The organism is Mariniflexile sp. TRM1-10, from assembly GCF_003425985.1.
Taxonomy (GTDB): Bacteria; Bacteroidota; Bacteroidia; order Flavobacteriales; family Flavobacteriaceae; genus Mariniflexile.
Genome location: NZ_CP022985.1, coordinates 4071338 through 4097004 on the forward strand (window position 1 = coordinate 4071338; position 25667 = coordinate 4097004).

General features: G+C 32.7%; 19 protein-coding genes. 7 read left to right on the forward strand and 12 right to left on the reverse strand.

Annotated features, from left to right (window positions below; all coding sequences use genetic code 11):
- Positions 1-554: 554 nt before the first annotated feature.
- The 3 genes from CJ739_RS16915 to CJ739_RS16925 form a co-directional block, all read right to left on the reverse strand.
- Positions 555-4124, reverse strand: coding sequence for an NACHT domain-containing protein (locus CJ739_RS16915; RefSeq protein WP_117177436.1), 3570 nt, complete (start codon positions 4122-4124; stop codon positions 555-557).
- Complete coding sequence (locus tag CJ739_RS16920) at positions 4125-5237, reverse strand: metallophosphoesterase family protein (RefSeq protein WP_117177438.1); 1113 nt, start codon at positions 5235-5237, stop codon at positions 4125-4127. It lies immediately after the preceding gene.
- A 296-nt stretch (positions 5238-5533) separates the two neighbouring features.
- Positions 5534-5989 (reverse strand): hypothetical protein, encoded by a 456-nt coding sequence (locus CJ739_RS16925; RefSeq protein WP_117177440.1) that lies wholly within the window; start codon positions 5987-5989, stop codon positions 5534-5536.
- Positions 5990-6761: 772 nt separating this feature from the next.
- Between CJ739_RS16925 and CJ739_RS16930 the strand changes: the two genes are divergently transcribed.
- From CJ739_RS16930 to CJ739_RS16950, 5 genes are all read left to right on the forward strand, one after another.
- Positions 6762-7595: an OmpA/MotB family protein gene (locus CJ739_RS16930; protein WP_117177442.1), complete on the forward strand. Its 834-nt coding sequence runs from the start codon at positions 6762-6764 to the stop codon at positions 7593-7595.
- A gap of 545 nt (positions 7596-8140) precedes the next feature.
- Positions 8141-8758 (forward strand): YqaA family protein, encoded by a 618-nt coding sequence (locus CJ739_RS16935; RefSeq protein ID WP_117177444.1) that lies wholly within the window; start codon positions 8141-8143, stop codon positions 8756-8758.
- A 66-nt stretch (positions 8759-8824) separates the two neighbouring features.
- Complete coding sequence (locus tag CJ739_RS16940; protein ID WP_117177446.1) at positions 8825-9121, forward strand: DUF3817 domain-containing protein; 297 nt, start codon at positions 8825-8827, stop codon at positions 9119-9121.
- Entirely contained in the window at positions 9114-10358 is a 1245-nt protein-coding gene (locus tag CJ739_RS16945; RefSeq protein ID WP_117177448.1) for a mechanosensitive ion channel family protein, read from the forward strand. The genes CJ739_RS16940 and CJ739_RS16945 overlap by 8 nt, the downstream gene beginning before the upstream one ends.
- 824 nt (positions 10359-11182) lie before the next feature.
- Positions 11183-14470, forward strand: a complete 3288-nt coding sequence (locus CJ739_RS16950) for a T9SS type A sorting domain-containing protein (RefSeq protein WP_117177450.1) — start codon at positions 11183-11185, stop codon at positions 14468-14470.
- Between the two features lie 140 nt (positions 14471-14610).
- Here the strand turns inward: CJ739_RS16950 and CJ739_RS16955 are convergent, their stop codons facing one another.
- The 8 genes from CJ739_RS16955 to CJ739_RS16990 all read right to left on the reverse strand — a co-directional run bounded on the left by CJ739_RS16955 (position 14611) and on the right by CJ739_RS16990 (position 23979).
- Complete coding sequence (locus CJ739_RS16955; RefSeq protein WP_162880255.1) at positions 14611-16479, reverse strand: tetratricopeptide repeat protein; 1869 nt, start codon at positions 16477-16479, stop codon at positions 14611-14613.
- Between the two features lie 129 nt (positions 16480-16608).
- Complete coding sequence (locus tag CJ739_RS16960) at positions 16609-17328, reverse strand: glycosyltransferase family 2 protein (RefSeq protein WP_117177455.1); 720 nt, start codon at positions 17326-17328, stop codon at positions 16609-16611.
- 263 nt (positions 17329-17591) lie between these two features.
- Positions 17592-18650, reverse strand: coding sequence for a 3-isopropylmalate dehydrogenase (gene leuB, locus CJ739_RS16965; RefSeq protein WP_117177457.1), 1059 nt, complete (start codon positions 18648-18650; stop codon positions 17592-17594).
- Positions 18651-18856: 206 nt separating this feature from the next.
- Positions 18857-20380 (reverse strand): hydroxymethylglutaryl-CoA lyase-like TIM-barrel protein, encoded by a 1524-nt coding sequence (locus tag CJ739_RS16970; protein WP_117177459.1) that lies wholly within the window; start codon positions 20378-20380, stop codon positions 18857-18859.
- Positions 20381-20977 carry a 3-isopropylmalate dehydratase small subunit gene (leuD, locus tag CJ739_RS16975; protein ID WP_117177462.1) on the reverse strand — a complete coding sequence of 199 codons (597 nt, stop codon included), beginning with the start codon at positions 20975-20977 and terminating at the stop codon, positions 20381-20383.
- 86 nt (positions 20978-21063) lie between these two features.
- Positions 21064-22458: a 3-isopropylmalate dehydratase large subunit gene (gene leuC, locus CJ739_RS16980; RefSeq protein WP_117177464.1), complete on the reverse strand. Its 1395-nt coding sequence runs from the start codon at positions 22456-22458 to the stop codon at positions 21064-21066.
- A gap of 232 nt (positions 22459-22690) precedes the next feature.
- Positions 22691-23077 carry an acyl-CoA thioesterase gene (locus tag CJ739_RS16985; RefSeq protein WP_117177466.1) on the reverse strand — a complete coding sequence of 129 codons (387 nt, stop codon included), beginning with the start codon at positions 23075-23077 and terminating at the stop codon, positions 22691-22693.
- A gap of 8 nt (positions 23078-23085) precedes the next feature.
- Positions 23086-23979, reverse strand: coding sequence for a DUF72 domain-containing protein (locus CJ739_RS16990; protein WP_117177468.1), 894 nt, complete (start codon positions 23977-23979; stop codon positions 23086-23088).
- Between the two features lie 121 nt (positions 23980-24100).
- Here CJ739_RS16990 and CJ739_RS16995 point away from each other — a divergent pair, with 121 nt between their 5' ends.
- A complete protein-coding gene (locus CJ739_RS16995; RefSeq protein WP_117177470.1) occupies positions 24101-24517 on the forward strand; it encodes a glyoxalase in 417 nt (138 codons plus the stop codon).
- Between the two features lie 8 nt (positions 24518-24525).
- Positions 24526-24972: a hypothetical protein gene (locus tag CJ739_RS17000; protein ID WP_117177472.1), complete on the forward strand. Its 447-nt coding sequence runs from the start codon at positions 24526-24528 to the stop codon at positions 24970-24972.
- Here the strand turns inward: CJ739_RS17000 and CJ739_RS17005 are convergent.
- Positions 24965-25642, reverse strand: coding sequence for a DUF2461 domain-containing protein (locus tag CJ739_RS17005; RefSeq protein ID WP_117177474.1), 678 nt, complete (start codon positions 25640-25642; stop codon positions 24965-24967). The genes CJ739_RS17000 and CJ739_RS17005 overlap by 8 nt on opposite strands.
- Positions 25643-25667 lie beyond the last annotated feature (25 nt).

Below are 25667 nucleotides of genomic sequence, written 5' to 3' on the forward strand. Positions count from 1 at the left end.
ATCCATGAGAATCGCATAGATTTTCTTATTGCGTATATTTTATTGAATATGCGATTTATAAACTGAGCAATACTAGTGTTTGTCATTCTGAGATCTTTGTTAAAGTTTTGTTTACAGAACACGTCAATGGTAGCCTGTCTAAGACGCTTATATAAATTTATTAATTGTTTTTTTATTTTTTATTGGCCAATAATAATCTAATGTGCATTTAAACATACTGGGATATTTTACACAATATTGAATTATAGCTTACAAATTGTAGATAAACATTGGTCGTAAAATAGCTGTTACATAATTGCTATCTATAATGAGCCTAAAGGCGTCATATCTGTAACTATGTAAAATAGAACCCAAAAGTTCTATTCGCTATTTTACTTATAACACATTTGAACTATAATGTTCTGCGTTATGTAACTTGAGCTTTGGTTAAAAGCGAAAGTTGTTACTAGAGTTTCTTTAAAAAATTTATTCTAAAAGGTTTCATTACGATGTTAATGGAACACTCTTTATGCGACGACGCAGGAGGGAAGCATAATGTGTTTGGAATGGTGTTGTCAAGAAATTAAGCTAAATGCTTTTTTCTTTGCATTCCTCAAGTTATAGGGTTTAGATTTAGAATTTGTGTGATTATTTATAGAATCATCAATCAATAAATTGATATAGAACAAGTCAGATTTAGTTTTAATTAATGACTGTTTTATTTTATTCAATATCGCTTGAATTTGGGTAAAATCTTCATCAGTTATAGATAAATTCACTATAATAGTTTTATAAAACTCTCGATAATAACTAGATTCAAATTGATCAATTTCTTTATTATAAATCAAATCAAATAGCTCTATCAAATCTTCTTTTTTGTCTATGTTATTGAATTTTGAAAAGACAATACCATGAAAAGAATGTGCTAGTCCATTTCGTAAGCTTTTTAAAATAAAAGAGAAAGCATTGGCGTCATTTAATTCTATTAATACTTTCAAAGCATCAATCTTAAACCTTTCTTTTTCACTTTCTAAATATTCAATAGCTTTATCTATGCAAAAAGATTTATTAATATCTAGTTTAATCATTAAATCTATTGAACTCCAAAACATGTAATTTTCATTATCAACACATAAGTCTTTTAGAATAGAAGTGTCCTTGGTAAATTCAACATATTCCTCAATTTTTTTTCTTTCATTATAAATAAAATTTCCATTTAAGAAGTGTTTTCTTATCACACCATAAGTTTGCTCTAATTGATTTGACAAGGCATAATCAATATGTTTTGACATTGATAGACCAAATAATTTCTTATTCTCTAAATTATTTATTATTTGTTGGTCAAATAATTCTTTATTGTTAATTAATTTAATCAAATAAATAAAACTTTCATCTAATTCTCCAGATTTGTCAAACTCATAAAATTCGATACTTTTTAACAGAAAGTTTTGTGGTAATTCAAAATTAAATAATTTTTGAAAATAAAATATAGTTTGAATTCTCTTATAGTTTTGTCCATAATAGAATGAAGTTTCACCAGAAGAATGCACAACATCTTCAAAATTAAATTTATCTGCTTCTGAAAAAGCCCATTCTTCAATTGTTTTTTTATTGGCTTTATAAATTGTGAATTCTCTATTGTTTTTGTAATACTGTTCTATAATTTGCTGGATTTTCTTTATTATTAAAAAATCATCATTTTTAAGGATTTTTTCAATATCTGCATATGAAAATGGAGTAGTGTTACTATTTCTAGAAAAAATCAAACTATCTATTATGCTTATTGAAGTATCAATAACATTAGAGTGACCATTTTTATCATACCAATCTCTACGAATCTTATGTAAATCTTTACTGGTAATTGAATCATTATTATTATCAAATACTTCTTTTATTTCTCTTAATAATCTCTTCTCATCAAATAATATATCGAAGTTATCTTGTATGTTTTTTTTGAAATTTTCTTGATATAATTTTGCTTTTTCATTTGAAAAAACAGCTTCTTTGAAAACAATACCTTTTTCTTCCATTAAGTCATTAAAAATAACAGCTAAATCTCTACTTTTAGAGTTGCCTATATTATTTCTAAAGTATTCTATTTCCTGATTTGATAATTTTTTTTCTAATAAAACATTAACTAATTCATTGATGTTACTTTCATTAACTAATTCAGAGATAAAGAATCTAATTCCATCAATATTGAAATTATTAATCAAGAAATTTAATGCTATACTTTCGGTATCACTTGATTTGATTATCTTCATAAGAAATTGTTTATTCATATGAAGGCGAAAATCATCTTTAATTTGCCCTAATATGCCTGTTAAAAAGGTAGTGTCAGATTTAATATAGCCTACACATTTTTCTATTAGTTCATCTTCAAAATTATCATAGTATGATACGCTATAATCACTATCAAAATAGTATTGAAAAATTTGAAAGAAGTCTTCAGGTTTTGATAGTCTTAATATCAATTTATTAATTATATATCTATTTCCTCTAATAACTTCGTCCTTTTCTTCTCTTTCTTTATAGCCATTAGCCATTAGGAACTCATCTTTTAAAAATCCACCATATTTTTCGATATTTTTTTGATCATTAATCAAATATAATAAACTATTGTTCAGTTGTTTATGTGTGCTATCTTTAAATAGGGTATATATTTCTGACATAAGCTCTTGGTCACTTTGTGTCAAATTATATTTTTGAATAATTCTTAATATTTCAGATTTAGCTTCAATAGGAAATTCATTTGATTTTAGATTTCGTAATAAAAATATTTTTAACTTTTCACTATTAAAAGAGGATACAGAAAAGAAGTTTAACAAATTTAATGCTGAATATAATACTCGAATATGGTATTTCTTATAATTTGAAATAATTTTAATTAAATATTCGAAATTTTCTTCGCAATCACCAAAACTAGCTATTTCATTTACTTCAAATGTCCTTCTTATACTAATCCATAATGTTTTTTTAATACATTCTTCTTCAAAATATTCTTGAAAAACGTTAATCCTAATTTCTTTACCCAACCTATCTGTATCAGCTTTAAATAATAATTCTATCTGGTTAGCTTTTATCCATTTTAATAATTCTTTATAGTCTGGATCATTAACATTCATAATATCCAGTAAAAATGTTAATGAATTAAAAAGAGAAGGGTGGACAGATTGTGTTTCATTTATTCTAATAAAATCCAATATTTCATTAAAGTCTCTGTCCATTAAAGACTTTGCAACAAAATACTCTTGAATTTGCCTATGAACAAAACTCCAATAATTGGTTTCCTCATTCTTAATTATAAATGGGTTTTCAATAAATTCATCATATTCATCACCAATAATTTCATAAAGTTCTTCATCAGATGAGTAATTTTTTTGCATTAATTCGTTTACTACAGATAAGAGTTTTAATAATTTAATTGATTTTGGCTTATTAAGCACTGTTCGCTTAATTATTTTTGACTTATGAGTATCAAGAGCTTTATCTATATATAGTTCCCATATTTGAGAAATGTTTTGAGGTATGCTTCTATTCTCGTTATAATATTCTGCAAAGAGATTGAGAAAAAATGGGGTGTCAATGTTTTCAAAAAACTTTTCATCAATATTTTTAATTTCAAACTTCTTTTCTAAAATAGATTTAGCTTGATTAATTGTAATTGATTTTAAAATAAAAGGCTGAAAACCTGATATTTTTGCTAAATATTTACTGTATATATTAGTTCTACAACTAATTACATATTTAATGTTTCTATTTTTATTCTTTGATATAAAATTTTCAAATTCAGATATAAAATCCTGAATATCAGCAATCTCATCAAGTCCGTCGAGAACAAAAATTAATTGAGGAAATTTTGTCCAATCGTCATTATTAATTAGCTGTTCAAAAGTGATATTCTTTCTATAATATTTTAAATTAATGAAGAATGGAATAATACCTGTTTGTTCTTTTTCTTCCCAAAGCATATCAAAAAGAACATTTAGTTCGGTAGTTTTACCAACACCTGGATTCCCTAGTAGAATGATTTTAGAAAAAGACATTATAGCAGCCCTTAACGTAATATCGTTTTCATCATTAATAAATGAAGTTATATCCGTGCCGTCGTATTTAGTAATGTATCTTTTTTCGTAAAATTCCATCTAGTTTCTTTTAAAATCTTCTACTTTTAGATTTTCATTATAATTTGATTTACTTTTTTTGTAGGGAAACTCATATCCATTTCCACTATAAGATGAATTATTATCTATTCCATTTGGGGGAGCAGATTGTGTGTCATAAACAAATTGCGGATTATCAAAAACATATTTTCTGTGATGAATTTGACTTATTCTATTAGAAAATAAATCAATATCAATTATTTGATATCCTGGTTGAAATTTATCGATTTGTTCGTCTGGTTTATTTAATGCTGCTCTTCCTCTAAAGCCAAAACAACTTCCAGCCGGATTAAATATTTTTTCAGATTTTATACTGTGATGATGTCCAAATAAAAACAAATCAACATCTTTATTCATTAAAAATTTAACTACTTCGTTCTTTTCTGTAAAATCATCCACGGAATGATGAAAAAGACAAATTATTCTATCAAGGTTTAGGTCTTGATTCTGTAGTTTTTGAATTGCCCAATAAAGTTGTTTTGACCCAAAAAAATGATTGTTTAGATTTCCATCATCTAATTTACATGTTGAACATCTCCAAGAATCATTAATTAAAATGAAACCAACATTTTTGTCAGAATCATCTTTATAGATATATACTGATTCATTATTAGAATATTCATAATTTATTGTGTCCTTATGAAAAGTTTCTTCGAATTCTTTAAATAATTTTATTCTTTCATTAGAAAAATTAAAATCTAATTTATTTAACTCTAGTTGTTGTTTTATGGTATCCTTATTAATTTTTTGTTTCATTGACTTTTCATCAACCCAAAGAATACCATTCTCGTCGATATCATGATTTCCTGGAATAAATAGAAAATTTTCATTTTGTAATCCAAGAATTGAAGAAATTGGCTTTATAAATACTTCTTCAAAGACTGTATAAGGTGAATTGAATAACTTAAACTCATCCATTTTGAGTAAAGAATGCCCTCCTTTATCAACCAAATCACCTGTAATAACAATTAAATCAATTTTATTGGTTGAATGAAATTCTGCAAGGTCATTTATAAGTGCTTCACGATAATTATCATGAAACTCATCATAGTTGTTTTTGGATAAATGTATGTCAGATAGATGAACTATTCTCATTTAATTTATTAAAACATAAATATAGAAAAATGATATTCAATATGGTCACTTGACCTCATAGAATTTTGGTTAAAACAATAGGTGAGAGGAGCGTACATATTTTAGGGGTTTAGTAATACATTTTCTTAAGTGTTTCAATTATACAATAACTTCAAAAGCAATCTTAATAAGTTACAATGTTTCCTAAAATATAGCGTAACGAACCGTAATTGTTTCCAAAAGTTTATGCAGTCTTGATTTTTTTGTTTCTTTTTTTATCAAGAAAAAAAGAAAGGAATATTCAATCCTTAACTTAATCAGTATTTTTTATCTAAAAGATAACAATCAAATAAAACATCATCGAAAACTCCCTTTTCAAAGACTTGTTCACAAATAGCCAATTTTGTTTCTGAATCAAAATTGGTTTGATTCATTCTTTCGGCTTCCGCAATGTAATCTACCCACATTCGCAAATCAATTACATCTTGATTCTCGTATAGAATTTTTGCAATTTTCAAATCAGGCTCAGACGCCTTTATTAAAACCGTCCACTTCTGAAATCCAGCAATCTGTGCAATTACGTGTTGAGCTTTCATTAGAGTCAATTTTTCTTCATCAAGATTGAACTCGTAAATAATTGTACCAACATCAAAATACTTTGGCTCATATTCATATAACAAAACACGATCCACCTTGTCGGAGACAGGTTTTTTGGTTTTAAAATCTCTGTGTAAGTTTTTTGATTGAAGTTTAAAGAAATCAATAGTATTCATAATATAATCCTTTGTTCCAAAGATTATTATCCAAGAGATTATGCGTTCGTATACTTTTGTCGGATAATAAGCCTTGAGGGTTTATATTATCAATTATGGTGGATGAAATCTTTGCACGAACGAACAGGCATACCATAAACACCTTTTCAAATTTAAATATTTTTTTTTAATTATTTCCAGACAAAATATTTTTTTATTCACAACATTGAACAAGTGCATAGAATTTTATTTTTCTTAAAATTTATGCTCTTGTGGCAAGCTTACGAGAATTGCGTAGAAAAAAATATAATGCACAATTGTTCAAATACGCTAAAATTTCAATAACAGCAAAAAGGCTAGCTTTTATTTTGGCGTTGGCAAGCGTTGGATAATTATTCGCAGATTTTTATTCTTTTAAAATGGAGCTCATGAATGCTTCGCATTTGTGTGTAAAATAAATTGCCAGAGCAATTTGATTTTATAAAACAATATACTACATTATAGCTTACGAATGTTTTACAAACTGTTGGTCGTAAAACGGCTGTTACATAAATGCTGACGATATAGACCTAAAGGCGCTATATCTGCATCTATGTAAAATAGAACAGAAAAAGTTCTATTCACCGTTTTACTCATATATTATATTTGTACTATAATTGATATTATGTAAAATAGAATATTTTAAAGACTGCTCTATTTAAATGAATTAAAAAATAATTTCATGTTTTTTTATAATTAAGTAATCTATATCCTCTTTTTGTTCGTAACTATATTAAACAATAAAATTATATTTATGAAAAAAGTTTCGTTTTTATTACTCGCAGTGATTTTAGTAACTGCTTGTGTGTCTAAAAAAAAGTATGTGGCCTTAGAACATGAAAATGGCCAAATTAAAAGTGAGTTAACCAAAACACAATTTGAAAAAGAAGAATTAGAAACAAAATTCGCTAAAATTGAAGAGCGTGTTGAGGCTTATAATGCCAAAATAAACACCCTAACCGAAGAAAACGACGTAAAAATGGAAGCTGTTGGTGATGTGGCCGTGATATCGAACGATACCAAAAAACAAATGCGCAACACCTTAAAAAATGTGGACCAAAATAAATTAAGACAGGCCACTACCCTTAAAGATTCCATGAATTTGGCAGTGTCATACAACTTGCAAAGATCCTTGGATAACAGTACGTTAAACGAAGATGAGGATATTGCTATTGACATTGACGAAACCGTGGTTATGATTTCTATTTCAGATAAAATGTTATTTGATACTGCAAGCTACCGCATTAGCAGCAAAGCAAACAACATTCTACAAAAATTAGCAAATGTTATTAACTCAGAGCCTAGTATTGAAGTGATGGTTGAAGGTCACACCGATGCTAGATCGATTCACACGCCTAAAATTGCAGATAACTGGGATTTAAGCGTATTACGTGCTACATCGGTAGTTAGAGCGCTTCAAAACAAGTACAATGTCAATCCAGAAAAGCTAATAGCTTCTGGTAGAAGCAGCTACTTGCCTGTTGCTGGTAATGACACCAAAGAAGACAGATCTAAAAACAGAAGAACACGAATAGTTATTTTACCAAATATTAATAAATTCTTTGCCCTTATGGCATCGAATGAATAATGAATCCCTCTCAATTAATTCATATTAATCCATTGAAAAGGCTGCTTGTAATTTATAAGCGGTCTTTTTTTTGATGTTTATTGTTAATTTGTTGAATCGTTGAATCGTTTAATTGTTGAACTGACTATTTACTAGTGGCTAATGGCTGCTGGCTAGTGATTATTTGGCTATTTTATTGGGTCTTCGACAAGCTCAGACTGACATTAGAAGTTGTTATTGACTATTTACTAGTGGCTACTAACTAGTTTTCTATATTGTTTAATCGTTAAATCGGTTAATTGTTGAATTGACTATTTACTTCTGGCTTCTGGCTAGTGACTATTATTTGTTAAAAGCCTATAGTGAATCTTTCTGTCAAGCTGAGCTTGTCGAAGCTTCTATTTTCTTTACTCTATATTCTATTTTCTTTTAGTAAAGCGGTCTTGAATCTTTAATCTTGATTCTAGAATAGCACACGAATGTTATAAAAATATTAAAATTGAGCAATTAACATACAAAGCATATTATTTGAAGTATATTTGTGCTCCTAAAAAAGGAAGCTTATTATGAAACCCAAGTCTAAATCAAAAACAGAAAAAACGCGTTGGCAGCTATTACATCAGTATTATAGCTACACAGGGTTCTATAATTTTGTTTGGCAAGCTGTAAAAAAGTCACTACCGTTTATTTTGCTTATTGTTGCTGCTATATATTTGGTGAATCGTTATTATGATATCAATGCCGCTTTGGTACATCTTACCGAAACACTGCCTGCCTATGGCGTGATGGCGTTCTTTTTTATATCGGAAACTTTATTAGGTTTAGTACCCCCCGAAATATTTATAGCCTGGGCTGGTAATATGGACGCGCCGTGGTTGTACTTAACTGGTCTGGCTTTTATATCATATTTTGGAGGTTTGCTATCTTATTATATTGGGCATATAATTACTAAAATTCCTAGCGTGCATACCTATTTGGAAGTAAAAATGGCAAAGCAGTTAAAGAACTCCAGAAAATGGGGCGGTTTTTTAATTGTTGTAGGTGCCCTATTGCCTCTACCCTTTTCAATTTCCTGTCTGGCAGCAGGTATCATCAAGTTTCCGTTTATAAATGTGGTGGCTTACGGATCGTTGCGTTTACTGCGCTTTTTAATTTACGGACTTGTAATTTTTAGTGCCTTTTAAAAAAATCTTAAAGACACATACTTTTTAAGTATTGTACCGTATTTTTGCATACAAATTAAGTTTCCTATGTTTTCATTTTTAAATATCTTTAGAATTACGGCACTTTTAGAAGGTGTTTCCTATATTTTATTATTGTTTATAGCAACACCTATAAAATACATTTTAGAAGATCCTCAATATGTAAAACTACTGGGTATGCCACATGGTATCCTATTTATTGGGTATGTTATTATGGCTTTTATGCTTAAAAAAGATTTTAACTGGAACACCAAACAATTTGGTGAAATATTATTGGCGGCAATCATTCCCTTTGGCACTTTTTACATCGATAAAAAGTATTTAAAGCCTCTAAGGAATGGATAAGATAAAACATCTTATATACGATTACCTGCTAAGTATTGGTACAACAGAGGCTGCAGCAAAATACCTAAACATGTTGGGCTTGGCTTTGGTGCTGTTAATCATTATCTTCATTATTGATTTTATCATTAGAAAGCTGTTAATTGGTGTGTTTGCTCAATTTGCTTCAAAATCCAAAACAAACTTTGATGATTTATTAATAAAAAATAAAGTACCAAGAAACATTGCGCACATCATACCGTTATTGATTGCTTTAGAGTTTATTTCGGATGTGTTTTATGATTTTCCTGATTTTGAACTCGTTGTTGAACGTGGTTTAGAAGTATTCGCCATTGTTTTGTCTTTATGGATTGTACGCAGCATATTAAATACATTTAAAGATTTTTTTAAAACCTTATCAAATCTAAAAGACAAACCTATAGACAGTTACATACAGGTATTCATGATTTTTGCCTGGATCATTGGTATCTGTTCGGCTATAGCTATTCTAACCCGTACGCCTTTTATAAACTTCATAACAGGATTGGGTGCTGCATCGGCAATCATCATCTTAATTTTTAAAGATACCATTCTAGGCTTTGTAGCCAGCATCCAAGTGTCCATAAACGATATGGTGCGCATTGGTGATTGGATTACCTTTGAAAAATATGGTGCCGATGGCGATGTGATTGAAATAAATTTAGCAACCGTAAAGGTTCAGAATTTCGATAAAACCATTACCACCATTCCAACCTACGCCCTGATCTCCGATTCGTTTAAGAATTGGCGTGGTATGACAAGTTCTGATGGCAGACGTATAAAACGTGCCTTATTTATTAAACAAAGTGGCGTCAAGTATTTAACGGATGAAGACGTACAGGACCTTATGAACATCCAACTTATCAGAGCGTATTTAGAAACCAGACAGTCCGATATTAAATCATACAATGCATCTAACCAAATAAATAAAGACCTTTTATTAAACGGTAGAAACCTGACTAATTTAGGGGTGTTTAGAAAATACATCGATTCTTATTTAAAGCAACATTCGGCCATCAATAAAGATATGATGATTATGGCACGCCAGTTAGCACCCACTACACAAGGCATCCCTTTAGAGATTTATGCCTTTAGTAGCGATAAACGTTGGGAAAACTACGAATACATCATGTCCGATATTTTCGATCACCTTATCGCAGCACTTCCCTATTTTGATTTAGAAGTCTTTGAATTGCCTAGTAGCGGTAATTTTAGTCATTAGTTATGTGAATCAAGGGTTGGGTTTTTAAGAGCATTAATATTCAGTAAGTTGAGGTTTAACCTTTGGCAAAGGTATCTCCCTGATTGCTAAGGCTCATTTTCAACCCTTGAGTCGCATTAGTTATCTTAGGTCTTCGACAGGCTTGGACTGACAGTATTTTTGTTGTTTGTTTATTCGTTTAGTTTTTTAACCTCATAACCGTTGCCCATCAGCTAGTGGCTATTTTACATTGTTAATCATTCATTATTAATTGCTAATTGTAAATTGATTATTGGTTATTGTTAGGTCTTCGATAGGTTCAGACTGACAATACGGTTTTTTTATTGACTATTGATTATTCATTATTGTTTATTCGTTTAATTGGTTGTTGGTCAACTAACTTTGACTATTGCCTAGTGACTACTTTGTCAAAAGCCTATAGAGAACCTTTTTGTCAAGCTGAGCTTGTCGAAGCTATGGCTTATATTGACTATTGCTTATTCGTTGATTTGACCACTTACTATTGGCTAATTTACTAATGACTAATGCCTATAATTAGGTTTTCGACAAGCTCAGACTGACATTTGGAGTTGGTTATTGACTATTCATTATTTATCATTGTTTATTTGTTGAATTGGCCACCAACTATTGACTAATGGCTAGTGACTTTTTAGCTAATTAAATCCAACTGTTTTAATTATTCTTTTGTCTAAAAAAATACTTAATTATAAGTTTAAATAGGCAAATTATTCGATAAAGTGCATTTTTTATAAGAAAAAGATTTTTTTATTTATGTATAATTCATACATTCGGTAAATTCTTTTATTAACTAATAATACCTACTTATGAAAAAAACTACTTTTTTAATCTTTGTTTTATGCATGGCGTTTTTGAGCTCTCATGCACAACTCAGCACATCACCAACTTTAACGTTTACAAGTAACTCAACAGCAATTACTGGTGATAACATAGCCTCAGACGGGGAAGGTGGTTCGCAAAATATATCAGATATTGATATTGATATATATAATATTTCTAATACAAGTGGAACATTATTATCTTCATTATCTTGGGTAGGTACTAGTTTCTTTGGTAGTGGATCATATACAGGATTAACTTCTGAAAGCAATGCTGGTTCTAAAGGGATGGCTATTAGATCAGTAGATGGGAGTGAATTTAAACTTAATCAATTTGTTTATTTGAATTGGGGAGAAAGTTCCTCTTTTACAAATACAGTAAAAGGGTATAGAAATGGAAGCGAAGTAGCATCTACTACCTTTGATGGCTTTGATTCGGGATTTAATCCTAAAACCATAACTTTAAATTCATCATTTCAAAATGTAGATGAAGTACGGTTTTATATAAGTGCTGGAGGATACATGGGAGATCAATCTGCTACGAATCATAGTATAAATAGCATACAAATTAGCTCACCTGTCTCTTGCACTGCACCAACTTTAACATCAAACCCTCCTAATCGCTCAATTTGTAATGGTAGCAATACCACTTTTTCAATTACTGCTACTGGAGCTACATCTTATAAATGGCAAGAAAACTCAGGTAGCGGTTTTGTTGATATTACTAATGGTGGTGTCTACTCTAATGCTACAACGAATACATTAACGATTACTGGAGCTACAGCTGGAATGAGTGGTTATTTGTATAGAGGCGTAGCTATTGATGGTTCTTGTACTACAACTTCCAGCAGTGGCACATTAACAGTATCAAATATTTTATTAACGCCTGCCTCACAAACCAACGTTGCCTGTAATGGAGCTGCAACTGGAGCTGCAACAGTAAATACCCCAACCGGTGGTGCCGGTGGTTATACCTATGATTGGACGCCCGGAAACCCAACTGGTGATGGAACGGCTTCTGTTTCCGGCTTGACTGCTGGAACTTGGACCTGTACCGTGACGGATGCCAATTCCTGTACGGCTTCTGTTAATTTTACAGTAACCCAACCAACGGCTATTTCGTTGACAGCTGCTTCCCAGACGAACATCGCCTGTAATGGCGGTGCTACTGGTGCGGCAACAGTAAATACACCAACCGGTGGTGCCGGTGGTTATACCTATGATTGGACGCCCGGAAACCCAACTGGTGATGGAACGGCTTCTGTTTCCGGCTTGACTGCTGGAACTTGGACCTGTACCGTGACGGATGCCAATTCCTGTACGGCTTCTGTTAATTTTACAGTAACCCAACCAACGGCTATTTCGTTGACAGCTGCTTCCCAGACGAACATCGCCTGTAATGGCGGTGCTACTGGTGCGGCAACAGTAAATACACCAACCGGTGGTGCCGGTGGTTATACCTATGATTGGACGCCCGGAAACCCAACTGGTGATGGAACGGCTTCAGTGTCCGGCTTGACTGCTGGAACTTGGACGTGTACCGTGACCGACGCCAATTCTTGTACAGCTTCTGTAAACTTTACAGTAACCCAACCAACTGCTATTTCGTTGACAGCTGCTTCCCAGACGAACGTTTCCTGTAATGGCGGTGCGAATGGTGCTGCAACAGTAAATACACCAACCGGTGGTGCCGGTGATTATACCTATGATTGGACGCCCGGAAACCCAACTGGTGACGGAACAGCTTCTGTTTCTGGCTTGACTGCGGGAACTTGGACGTGTACCGTGACCGACGCCAATTCCTGTACGGCTTCTGTTAATTTTACAGTAACCCAACCAACGGCTATTTCGTTGACAGCTGCTTCCCAGACGAACATCGCCTGTAATGGCGGTGCTACTGGTGCTGCAACAGTAAATACACCAACCGGTGGTGCCGGTGATTATACCTATGATTGGACGCCCGGAAACCCAACTGGTGATGGAACGGCTTCAGTGTCCGGCTTGACTGCTGGAACTTGGACCTGTACCGTGACCGACGCCAATTCCTGTACGGCTTCTGTTAATTTTACAGTAACCCAACCAACGGCTATTTCGTTGACAGCTGCTTCCCAGACGAACATCGCCTGTAATGGCGGTGCTACTGGTGCTGCAACAGTAAATACACCAACCGGTGGTGCCGGTGGTTATACCTATGATTGGACGCCCGGAAACCCAACTGGTGATGGAACGGCTTCTGTTTCTGGCTTGACTGCAGGAACTTGGACCTGTACCGTGACGGATGCCAATTCATGTACTTCTTCTGTAAACTTTACAGTAACCCAACCAACGGCTATTTCGTTAACAGCGGCTTCACAAACGAACATCGCTTGTAATGGCGGTGCTACTGGTGCCGCAACAGTGAATGCTGCAACCGGTGGTGCAGGTGATTATACCTATGATTGGACACCTGGAAACCCAACTGGTGATGGAACGGCTTCTGTTTCTGGATTATTTGCTGGAACTTGGACCTGTACCGTGACGGATGCCAATTCCTGTACTTCTTCTGTAAACTTTACAGTCACCCAACCAACGGCTATTTCGCTGACACCTGCTTCACAAACGAACATCGCCTGTAATGGCGGTGCTACTGGTGCTGCAACAGTAAATGTTGCTACCGGTGGTGCAGGTGATTATACCTATGATTGGACGCCCGGAAACCCAACTGGTGATGGAACGGCTTCTGTTTCTGGCTTGACTGCTGGAACTTGGACTTGTACCATTACGGATGCGAATTCTTGTACGGCTAGTACAGAGTTTATTATCACAGAACCAACTGCAGTTGATAACAATGTCACCCAGGATACAGGTGTTTTAACTGCTGACGAAACAGGTGCAACATACCAATGGTACGAATGCCCTAATACGTTATTGAATGCCGAAACAAACCAAAGTTTTACGCCAACAAGTATTGGAGATTATAAAGTAGAAATTACTGTGGGAAGTTGTGTCGTAGAATCGGCTTGTATTACGGTTTCTTCATTAAGTACCAATGAATTTAAAAACAGCTCTAAATTTTCCATGTACCCGAACCCAAGTGGAAAAAATGTACAAGTAAAATCTATTTATGGAGGTGATTTTCTAATAATAAACCAATTGGGACAAGTAGTGAAAACATTCCGAACTGCGGCCCATATAGAAGCAACGGTTTATGTTGGTGATTTAAGTGAAGGCATGTATTTTGTAAAAGCAACAAACAGCTCTAAAGCTTCTTCACAAAAATTAATTATTAAAAAGTAAAGTAAAGTTTTTCTTGAACTATATAGAAAAAGCGTGAATTCTAAGAATTCACGCTTTTTATTTTATTAATAAGTATGAATCTTAAATGTTTACTGCTAACCAGTCCCCTACATCTTTGGTACCATAATGTAGCCTCTTTTTTATTTTTTAATAAATTCTGAATAATAAAAATTTGCCTTTTCAATATCTCCTAATTGTTGGTAAGCCATTGCTAAAAATCGTAATGAATTCTTCTCATTTGGATTTAACTCATGGGCTTTTTCAAATACAGTTATGGCCTTTTTAAGATTTCCTGATGCTGCTAAAGTATTACCATAGTTCATCCATAATTCAACCGAACTGGAATTTTGTTTAATGCCTTCTTCAAAAACAGCCATTGCTTTTGGATACTCTTTTTTATTAAATAAAGCTACGCCATAATAATTATATGTATTTTCTTGACTATAATTGTTTTGAACCAATTCTTTATAATTTGCAATAGCCTCATCAAAGTTATTGTTCCTAAAATAAGCATCGGCTAAATTGGATTGCAAAGAGTAATCGGTTTTTGCTAATGCTAAAGCTTGTTTTGTATAATAGATTGATGTTTTGTAGTCTTTTAATTTATAATAACAAACTCCTAAATTAGTTAAAGCTCCTTTTTCATTGGGATCAATTACTAAGGCCTTCTTATATGAATCAATTATGAAAGGTAATTGTTGTTTTTGAAGTTCTACATCTGATGGCAATTGGTTAAAAAATACGGTTGCATAATTAAAATTGACACGAGCACTGTTTGGCGCATTTGACAAATCCTCAGTAAACAAAGAGGCATTTGATTTCCAATCTTTATTTCTATTAAATGTTTTAAATGAAAATAACAAAACAACAACAGATAAATAGATGGATGGATGATAAAACTTTACTAGTCTTATGTTTTTTGAAAAATGAAATAATAAAAAAACCAAGGCAATAATAATTCCTAAAACTGGAGTATATAACAATCGATCTCCCATTGTTGTTCCAATAAAAACAATAATATTACTTGCTAAGAAAATAGTAATTAAAAAAAAGAGTATACCAAAACTGACTAAGCTATTCCTTTTTCTGAAAAAATACATCACAAAGAAAACCACCCCTACAAGCAATAAACTTGTTATAAACGAAAAGGAACTTACCGTTACACAAGGAATTTGATTAAAAGAGTAGTCATAACTCAAATTATAAGGATAAATAGACTTAACAATATATCTAGCAAATATGGTAAATCCTGTTGCCGTTTTAGAGATTATATCATCGCAACCAAATAAGGAGTTATCTAAATAAGTATATTGAATTCTTTTAAAAGGTGAACTTAAAATAATATAACGGTGCAAAATAAGCCAAAATGCACTAACAGAAATAAGTGGAACTATTTTAATGAGAAAAATACTTTTGTCTTTTCTGAATTTTAACCAAGCCAAAAATAAAAGGATTGGTAAAAATAAGATTCCTGCTTCTTTAGATAACAAGCAGAATAAAAAAGATACTATTCCAAGAACGTGATATATTTTCCTTTCTTTGATTAAAAGAAAGTATATACTTAGAATAAAAAAGAGGAAACAAAAAATTTCATCCCTACTTTTAATATTCGCAACCACTTCCGTATGAATAGGATGAACCGCAAATAGTAGTACTATAAAAAAAGTAATCCAAATGGAATACTCTTTTAAATAATAATGCAAGACTTTAAATAGCAAAACAATGCTTAAGACATAATAAAAAACATTAAAAAAATGATGTATAAAAGGATTGTTTGGAATCAATTGCCATTCCATAGCAAAAAACACTAATGACATTGGTCTATATAATCCAGCATTTGAATCCCAATATCCTTGCCAATAAAGAGTTGAAAAAAGCTCCGAAATTCCTGCAAAACCTTTTTTGACAAAACTATTTTGTTCAATTACGGCTATATCATCTAGAACAAATCCGTGGTTCAAAGTATTTGCATACAGTAAAAATGAAACGATGGCTAAAAACCAAACCATTTTTTTTGAAATACCCTTTGTGTTCTCATCAACTATTTCATTGGAATTTAAAACAGTTATCTTCTTTTTTGCCATAATAATTTTATAATCAATTTCTATTTCTTTAAATTTTTTATCACAATAGCTAAATTAACTTGCTTTTAAAAGTCCATATTTAATAATGCAATAAATAGCATACATACCATCTCTCCACCCTATTTTTTTCCCATCTGCGTAAGTTCTCCCATAATAGGAAATTCCAACTTCATAGATTCTTATATTAGGAAACCTGACAATTTTTGTAGTAACTTCTGGTTCAAAACCAAATCTCTTTTCTTTCAAAGAAACATTTTTAATAATGGGAGAAGTAAACATTTTGTAACAAGTTTCCATATCTGTTAAATTTAAATTTGTCATCATATTTGATAAAAATGTTAGAAATTTATTTCCAATGGTATGCCAGAAAAATAAAATTCGATGGGGCTTGCTTCCCATAAACCTAGAACCATATACAACATCAGCAAATCCATCCAATATGGGTTTTAACAATGCATTATACTCATTAGGATCGTATTCTAAATCTGCATCCTGAATAATGATAAAATCGCCCGCTGCATGTTTAATTCCAATATGAATAGAAGCTCCCTTTCCTTTGTTGGCATTGTTTTTAAAATATTTTATGGAAAGTTCTGGATATGTGTCAATAAATTTTTTAATTAATTCTTCAGAATGATCAGTTGAACAGTCATTAATAATTAAAATTTCTTTATTGGTATTTTCCAATAAATCAACATCTTTAATTTTTGATAATATTTGAACTATTGTTTTTTCCTCATTATAACAAGGCATTATAATTGAAAGTTTCCTCATACATTCGAAGTTAAATAGAAAAACCATCTTTAAGATGGTTTTTTTTTATATTTTAATAAATGTACAAATTAAAATGAAACATCTGAATCAACAGCACCAGATTTCCTTAAATCAGAAAATAAAGGTCTTTTATTAGCCCCATGAGTTTTAATTCTTGATGGCTTGCCCGAGGAATTCTTTAAATTAAAGTTTTTCTCGAACTGCATAAAAAAAGCGTGAATTCTTAGAATTCACGCTTTTTTAATTAGTTATAAGTATAAATCTTAAATATTTGCTGCTAACCAGTCCCCTACCTCTTTGGTACCATAAGCTTTACCACCTTCGGCTAAATCTTCAGTAACAACACCTTCAGCTAAAGCTTTATTAACAACGTCTCTAATGGCAGCGCCTTCTTCCGGTAAATTAAAAGCCATTTCAAACATCATGGCTGCAGATAAAACAGTTGCTAAAGGATTAGCAATATTTAAACCTGTTGCTTGTGGATAAGACCCATGAATTGGTTCAAACAATTGATTGTCAGCTCCAACAGAAGCAGAAGGCATTAATCCCATAGAACCAGAAATTACAGATGCTTCATCGGTTAAAATATCTCCAAATAAGTTTTCAGTAATCAATACATCATAACTATTTGGCCATTGTACCAAACGCATCGCTACAGCATCAACAAATTCATAAGAAACTGTTACTTCTGGATACTCTTTTTCCATAGCTTGTACTGTTTCTCTCCATAAACGGGATGTTTCCAAAACATTCGCTTTATCTACACAACATAGTTTTTTAGAACGTGTCATGGCCAATTCAAAACCTTTCTTAGCCAAACGTTGTACTTCTGCTCTAGTGTACACACAGTTATCAAAAGCTGTTTCGCCACCGTCTCTTCTACCCTTGTCACCAAAGTAGATTCCACCAGTTAATTCACGTAAAAACACCAAGTCGGTACCTTCAATACGCTCTCTTTTTAAAGGCGATTTATCAATTAAAGAAGGAAATGTAAATGTGGGACGCACATTCGCGAACAAGCCTAATTTTTTACGCATTTTAAGCAAACCTTGTTCAGGGCGAACAGGTGCCGATGGGTCGTTATCATATTTTGGATGCCCAATAGCTCCAAATAAAACCGCATCAGCATTTGCGCATACTTCGTGTGTTGAATCTGGATAAGGTTCTCCAACGGCATCAATAGCCGCAGCACCAGTTAAGGCAGGTTTCCAAGTTATTTCGTGTCCAAATTTTTTAGCAACAGCGTCGCTTACTTTTACTGCTTGATCAATCACTTCAGGTCCTATGCCATCACCTGCTAAAAGTGCTATATTAAATTTCATTTGTATTATATTTATTTGTTTTTTTAATTGTCAAATGGAATTCGCCATTAAACATCTTGTTTGGTATCAAGACTGTCATTATGGCTCATTTCATCTGTTATATGTATTTGATTTTTAATTGTCAGATGGAATTCGCCTTCAAATATCTTGTTTGGCATCAAGACTATTATTAAGGTTCATGCCATCTGTTTTATTTATTTGTAATCTTAATAGGTAATAATATTCAACATTTTTTCGGTGGCTTTAATAGCAGAAACTGTTTGATCGGAGTCTAAACCACGTGTTTTAAATTCCTTTTCCGGACTTTTCCAGGTAATGATAGTTTCACATAATGCGTCTGAATGGCTTCCCGGAGGTATTCTAACAGCATAATCTATCAAATCCGGTAACACCATTTTTTTACTGATATAAATGCTTCTAAGGGCATTCATAAAGGCATCAAATTGTCCGTCACCTTGTGCGATTTCCTCAAAAGTCTCTCCATTTATAGTTAAGGAGACTGTTGTTGACGGTTTTAATCCTTTGGCATGCGTTAGTACATACGAATTGACTTTTACTTTTTCTTCGTAAGAATAACTATCTAATACATCAGAAATAATATAAGGCAAGTCTTCTTTGGTTACAACTTCTTTTTTATCGCCCAGTTCAATAATACGTTGGGTCACTTTTTTTAAGTCTTCATCGTTAAGTTGAAGTCCTAATTCTTGTAAGTTCTTTTGAATGTTGGCTTTCCCAGACGCTTTTCCTAAAGCGTATTTTCGGGTTCTGCCAAAACGCTCCGGCATTAAATCGCTAAAATATAGGTTTTTCTTATTATCGCCATCGGCATGAATACCTGCGGTTTGTGTAAATACATTAGCACCAATAATAGGTTTATTTGCAGGAATCATAATGCCCGAAAAATTCTCAACCAATTTACTTACTGTGTATAAAAATTTTTCGTTTATATCAATTTTGATATGGGGCATAAAATCGTTAATAACAGCAATGGTACTTGCCATGGGTGCGTTTCCTGCACGCTCGCCCATGCCATTTACGGTTAAATGCAGTCCATCGGCACCGGCTTTTAAAGCCGCCATAACATTGGCAACGCCTAAGTCGTAATCGTTATGTGCATGGAAATCAAAATGTAAATTAGGGTATGTATCCTTAATTTCTTTAATAAATTCAAAAGATTCGGTAGGAGTTAAAACCCCTAAGGTATCAGGAAGCATGATGCGCTCAACAGGTTGTGTTACTAAAAATGCTAAAAACTCAAAAACATAGTCTTTGGAATTGCGCATCCCGTTGCTCCAATCTTCTAAATACACATTGGTCTTTATGCCTTTTTCTTTTGCTAAAGAAATGGTTTCTGATATTTCTTCAAAGTGCTGATTAGGAGTCTTTTTTAACTGATAAGTTAAATGATTTAATGAACCTTTGGTTAGCAAGTTTTGAACCTTTGCTCCTGCTTCAATCATCCAGTTGATAGAGATGCCTTTGTCAACAAAAGTCAAAACTTCAACCTTGTCTAAACAATTGTTTTCCTTAGCCCAATTGGTAACACTTTTTACTGCCTGAAACTCACCTTCTGAAACCCTTGCAGAAGCAATTTCAATGCGGTCAACCTTTAATTCTTCCAGTAAAAGTTTGGCGATGGTTAGTTTTTCTGAAGCAGAAAACGACACACCCGAGGTTTGTTCACCGTCGCGTAGTGTCGTATCCATTATTTCAATTCGTTTTGGAATCATTTACAGTAGTAAACCGTTTGCAAACGTTTCTATATCTCCTTTGATGTTTTGCAAGTAATCGATATCATCAAAACCATTCAACATATTTTCTTTTTTATAGCTATTGATATCAAAAGATTCTTGCGCTCCTGTTGAAAGAATGGTAATGGTTTGATTTGGTAGGTTTACTTCAATCTCTGTATTTGGATCGTCGTAAATAGCGTTGAAAATTTGCTCTGAAAATTCAGGGCTTACTTGAACAGGTAATACACCCACATTTAAACAGTTATTTCTGAAAATATCTGCAAAGAAACTTGATACCACACAACGGAAACCGTAATCGTAAACCGCCCAAGCAGCATGTTCCCTAGAAGAACCAGAACCAAAGTTTTTGCCTCCCACCAATATTTTTCCTGAATAAATAGGATTGTTTAGAACGAAACTTTCTTTTGGTGAATTATCGTTATTATATCTCCAATCACGGAATAAGTTATCACCAAAACCTTCACGTTTTGTTGCTTTTAAGAAACGAGCAGGTATAATTTGATCGGTATCCACATTTTCCAATGGTAATGGAACCGCTGTACTTGTTAATATATTGAATTTATCGTATGCCATTATTTTAAGTTAAAAGTTAAAAGTTAAAAGTTAAAAGTTTTTGAAATCTTTACTTTTGTTTTTAACTATTCATTATTAATTATTAATTACAAAAGAGTTCTCGGGTCTGTAACAACGCCTGTAACCGCAGCTGCTGCAGCTACTAAAGGGCTTGCTAATAATGTTCTTGAACCTGGTCCTTGACGACCTTCAAAGTTTCTGTTTGAGGTACTTACGGCGTATTTTCCAGCAGGCACTTTATCGTCGTTCATGGCTAAACATGCAGAACAACCTGGTTGTCTTAATACAAACCCAGCTTCTGTTAGGGTATCTAAAATACCCTCTTCTTTAATTAAAGCTTCCACTTCATGTGATCCAGGTACCAACCAAGCGGTAACGTGGTCTGCTTTTTTCTTTCCTTTTACAATAGATGCAAAGGCTCTAAAGTCTTCAATTCTACCATTGGTACAACTTCCTAAAAACACATAGTCGATTTTTTTGCCAATCATAGCATCGTTTTCGTGGTAACCCATATATTCCAAAGACTTTTTATAAGTTGCGACACCACCTTCTACAGCTTCTGCATTTGGAATGTTTTTAGAAATACCCATACCCATACCCGGATTGGTTCCGTAGGTAATCATAGGCTCGATATCACTTGCCAAAAACGTTAATTCTTTATCAAACGTCGCATCAGCATCGGTTTTTAAGGTTTTCCAATGTGCTACGGCTGTATCCCAAGCATCACCTTTAAGCGATAGTGGTTTATCTTTTAAGTAATTGAATGTTGTTTCATCTGGCGCAATCATACCACCACGTGCACCCATCTCGATAGATAAGTTACAAACCGTCATACGGCCTTCCATAGTCATGTTTTCAAATACATCACCTGCATATTCTACAAAATAGCCCGTAGCTCCGGAAGTGGTTAATTTGGATATGATATACAAAGCAACATCTTTAGGCGTCACCCCTTTTCCTAATTGCCCATTAACATTAATGCGCATTTTTTTAGGTTTTGGTTGCATGATACATTGTGTAGAAAGCACCATTTCAACTTCCGAGGTACCAATACCAAAGGCAATAGCACCAAAAGCACCGTGAGTAGATGTATGCGAATCACCACAAACAATAGTGGCTCCTGGGAATGTAATACCATTTTCCGGTCCTACTACGTGTACAATACCATTTTTTTGGTGACCAAGGCCCCAATGGCTAATACCATACTCATTTGAGTTATCTTCTAAAGCTTTTAATTGGTTAGCAGATAGTGGATCTTCAACTGGTAAATGTTGGTTTATTGTTGGTGTGTTATGGTCGGCAGTTGCAAAGGTGCGTTCTGGATATAATACTTTTAAACCGCGACTTTTTAATCCAAGAAATGCTACAGGACTTGTAACTTCGTGAATAAAATGACGGTCTATAAAGAATACATCAGGGCCACCTTCAATTTTCCTTACAACATGTGAATCCCATACTTTATCAAACAATGTTTTGCTCATATTATATTTAGTTAAATTTAAATCTTTGTTAATTTTTCACTAATGATTTCCGATTAGCAAAAAGGCTTACAAAGTTAGAAAAAACTACTATTTTTATTAGACTTATCACAAAATTTAAGATGCTCAACTATTTATTTTTATAGTATTATTAATGGAACTTGAAAAAATCGATGATATTTTAATGGAATAGTATTATTGGTTGCAAATTTTAAAGCATGTTTTTAATTAAAAATTACTTCAATCTGTTTTCTACATATTCTATTTGTGTTTTTCCATGAGGTTTGGCTTTTCCATCTGGCCCCACATTAACCATTACAATGTTAGAAATGGTTATAATGGTCTCTCTAGTCATTTTATTTCTAACTTCACAACTCAAGGTTAGCGATGCTTTTCCAAATTTCACGACATCAATACCTATTTCTATGATGTCGCCTTGCTTAGCCGATGCCTTAAAATCTATTTCACTAATGTACTTGGTTACCACTTTGGGGTTTTCAAGTTGTATAATGGTATATAAAGCGGCTTCTTCGTCTATCCATTCTAATAATCTGCCTCCAAATAGGGTTCCGTTGGCATTTAAATCTTCTGGTTTTACCCATTTTCTAGTGTGAAATCTCATAGTATTTTTTAAAGCAATGTTTGTTGTCCACTATTATTATCATTAGGAACAACTAAATGATATCCCAATTCCTTATTCAGCTTTTTTATAAAATAGGCTGAAAGTAAAGGCGATTCCTTTTCTATGTTTTGGTGAATAAAAAAGTCTATTTCCTTAACGCCTTGTTGTTTCCAATCTTTCAACCGTGCAATCCAATCGTCTAAACGGCTATAATCACTTAGGTGGTTGGCACCCACATAACGCACAAAAGCAGTTGCATTGGTTAAGCGCATGTGCATTATATCGCGTCTTCCGGCGGAATCAACAATAATATTTGAAATATTGTTGGCTTCTAAAAGTTGGTATAATTCGTTTGCTATTGAAGCATCGTTGTACCAATTGGTATGTCTAAACTCCATAGCTAATGGTATTTCTTTAGGCCATTCTTCAACAAAATTAATAACGCGATCAAAGTCTTTTGGCGAGAAATTATCATTCATCTGTAAAAAGATGGTTCCTAATTTTTCTTTTAAATTGGAGGCGTTGTACAAGTAATGCTCAACGACTTCTTTGGTTTCCTGTAAGCGCTTCCAATGGCTTATTTCTTGGTTTAGCTTCGGAAAAAACTTAAATCCATCGGGAGTTTTAGTATACCAAGAAGCAAATTGTTCCGCGGGGAAAATCCTATAAAATGTCGCATTTAATTCTATGGCGTTAAATTGGCTTGAATAATATACCAATTCATCTTTGGTGCCTCTAGGGTAAAATCCTTTTAAGTCCGCTTTGTTCCATTTGGCACAACCCACATAAATTTCGGGAATGTTATCATCCTTAAACTTATTTAAAACACGTTGGGTATCTGGATGATCTGGCGGTAAGGAAAAATCTATATTTTGAGGGTTATCTACACTTCCAAACTTCATGTCATTTTTTTTGGTTTAAAGATAAAAATTTCTTTGTTGTTAATAAACCCGTTAACAACTATAACGTTCCAAAACATTTCAAGTTTTAATATTCTATATTTTTAATAAAAACCTAGCAACCATGAACACACGACAATTCAACTTAAAAAGCATTCGTCCTGAAATTCTTAGTTCCACAATTAATGATAACATGAGTAATGACGAGCGTTTTCAAAATTTAGTACTGCGCCCAATAATAAAGTTACAAAATGATTTGTTTATTGAAGTTTTTAAAAACTATATTGCTAAGCATAAAATGGTGTTTTACAGTTACCCTTTAGAGAAGCGTTTATCATACATTGAAAACGCTGTAAATAAAGATATAAAATTCCGTAACTCACTAAAAGGCATTGTGATAGGTTTATTTACTGTGGAAGAATATCTCATATATATCCAAAATTCCTCGGCTTTAAATAAGCGCATGATGCAAATTGTAAAAGAACGATTAATTAGTAATATGCAACTTTTTGAACAATCAGAAGTGCTAAAAGCAGTGTAAGGTATTTAATGACAACAAAACAGAAACTATTGCAAATTTGTAATGAACGTGTAGACAAACGCATCAATGATTACAAAGAAGAAGTTGATTTAATAAAAGAATCTATAGCCAGTAACGACAAAGGAAGTTCTGAAGATGATGATTCTGGTCATGGTAAATTATTGAATGATTTAGAAAAAAACATGACCTATCTAAACGATGCCAAAAAAACCAAAGAGTATTTGAGCAATATAAAAACGAATGTAGAGAGCAAAGAAGCTATGTTGGGCAGTATTGTAAAAACAAATGTAATGGATTTTTACATTTCTACCAGCATCGGCAAAATTGAACTTGACGGTACTGTTTTTTATGCTATTTCGGTAAACTCACCTATTGGGCAGCTGTTAATAAACAAACCTGTAAATACTAGTTTTGAGTTTAACCAAAATAAATATGTTATTACAGAAATTATATAAGGGACACACCATTTAAATCGGTCGTTAGCACATCACTCATATAATTAAAATACGGGCGAATGGCTTTAAACGATTGGTTTACATCATCAATAAAACCATCACTTAACACTTGGGAATCGGTATATTTTTTAATAAAGATGTACTGTTTCTTTTTTATTAAATCGATGGCTTTATGATCTTTACTAAACCCTTTTGGTGCTGATTTTACCTCGTCGCCAACAAAGGTTCCCCAAATATTGCTAAATGATCTATTGTTTAAAATGGCCCGCATTTCGGTATCGTCCATTTCGAACTCTTTACGAATACGTAGTAAATCGGCCGGAGCTGGTTCCCAAAAACCTGTAGCAATAAAACTTTCGTTATTCGGTTGAATATGTAAATAATAGCCGCCTCTTAATTTGGGTTTTGTTCTATGGAATGAGCCACCAAAATGTGTTTTGTAAGGTGATTTGTCTTTTGAAAAACGCACATCGCGATAAATACGAAACATTTTAAGTCTATCAACTTCATCATGTTCGTTCAAGCTTTTTAAAACCGCATTATAAAAAGTTTTAACATCCTTTTCTATTTTTTTGAATTCGGATTTATGCTCGTTAAACCAATCTCTATCATTGTTTTTTTCTAATACTTTAAAGAAGTCTAAGGTTTCTTTTGAAATTTTTGGATTCATAATATTTCATTAATTCTATAAAATC

Bases quoted from the DNA above. Each gene is read 5' to 3' on its own strand.
- CJ739_RS16960 (WP_117177455.1), bottom strand. From the start codon at position 17,328: ATGAGGAAACTTTCAATTATAATGCCTTGTTATAATGAGGAAAAAACA.
- CJ739_RS16930 (WP_117177442.1), top strand. From the start codon at position 6,762: ATGAAAAAAGTTTCGTTTTTATTACTCGCAGTGATTTTAGTAACTGCT.
- leuC (WP_117177464.1), bottom strand. From the start codon at position 22,458: ATGAGCAAAACATTGTTTGATAAAGTATGGGATTCACATGTTGTAAGG.
- CJ739_RS16920 (WP_117177438.1), bottom strand. From the start codon at position 5,237: ATGAGAATAGTTCATCTATCTGACATACATTTATCCAAAAACAACTAT.
- CJ739_RS16995 (WP_117177470.1), top strand. From the start codon at position 24,101: ATGAACACACGACAATTCAACTTAAAAAGCATTCGTCCTGAAATTCTT.
- CJ739_RS16935 (WP_117177444.1), top strand. From the start codon at position 8,141: ATGAAACCCAAGTCTAAATCAAAAACAGAAAAAACGCGTTGGCAGCTA.
- leuB (WP_117177457.1), bottom strand. From the start codon at position 18,650: ATGAAATTTAATATAGCACTTTTAGCAGGTGATGGCATAGGACCTGAA.
- CJ739_RS16955 (WP_162880255.1), bottom strand. From the start codon at position 16,479: ATGGTTTGGTTTTTAGCCATCGTTTCATTTTTACTGTATGCAAATACT.
- CJ739_RS16970 (WP_117177459.1), bottom strand. From the start codon at position 20,380: ATGATTCCAAAACGAATTGAAATAATGGATACGACACTACGCGACGGT.
- CJ739_RS16985 (WP_117177466.1), bottom strand. From the start codon at position 23,077: ATGAGATTTCACACTAGAAAATGGGTAAAACCAGAAGATTTAAATGCC.
- leuD (WP_117177462.1), bottom strand. From the start codon at position 20,977: ATGGCATACGATAAATTCAATATATTAACAAGTACAGCGGTTCCATTA.
- CJ739_RS16945 (WP_117177448.1), top strand. From the start codon at position 9,114: ATGGATAAGATAAAACATCTTATATACGATTACCTGCTAAGTATTGGT.
- CJ739_RS16990 (WP_117177468.1), bottom strand. From the start codon at position 23,979: ATGAAGTTTGGAAGTGTAGATAACCCTCAAAATATAGATTTTTCCTTA.
- CJ739_RS16915 (WP_117177436.1), bottom strand. From the start codon at position 4,124: ATGGAATTTTACGAAAAAAGATACATTACTAAATACGACGGCACGGAT.
- CJ739_RS17000 (WP_117177472.1), top strand. From the start codon at position 24,526: ATGACAACAAAACAGAAACTATTGCAAATTTGTAATGAACGTGTAGAC.
- CJ739_RS17005 (WP_117177474.1), bottom strand. From the start codon at position 25,642: ATGAATCCAAAAATTTCAAAAGAAACCTTAGACTTCTTTAAAGTATTA.
- CJ739_RS16950 (WP_117177450.1), top strand. From the start codon at position 11,183: ATGAAAAAAACTACTTTTTTAATCTTTGTTTTATGCATGGCGTTTTTG.
- CJ739_RS16940 (WP_117177446.1), top strand. From the start codon at position 8,825: ATGTTTTCATTTTTAAATATCTTTAGAATTACGGCACTTTTAGAAGGT.
- CJ739_RS16925 (WP_117177440.1), bottom strand. From the start codon at position 5,989: ATGAATACTATTGATTTCTTTAAACTTCAATCAAAAAACTTACACAGA.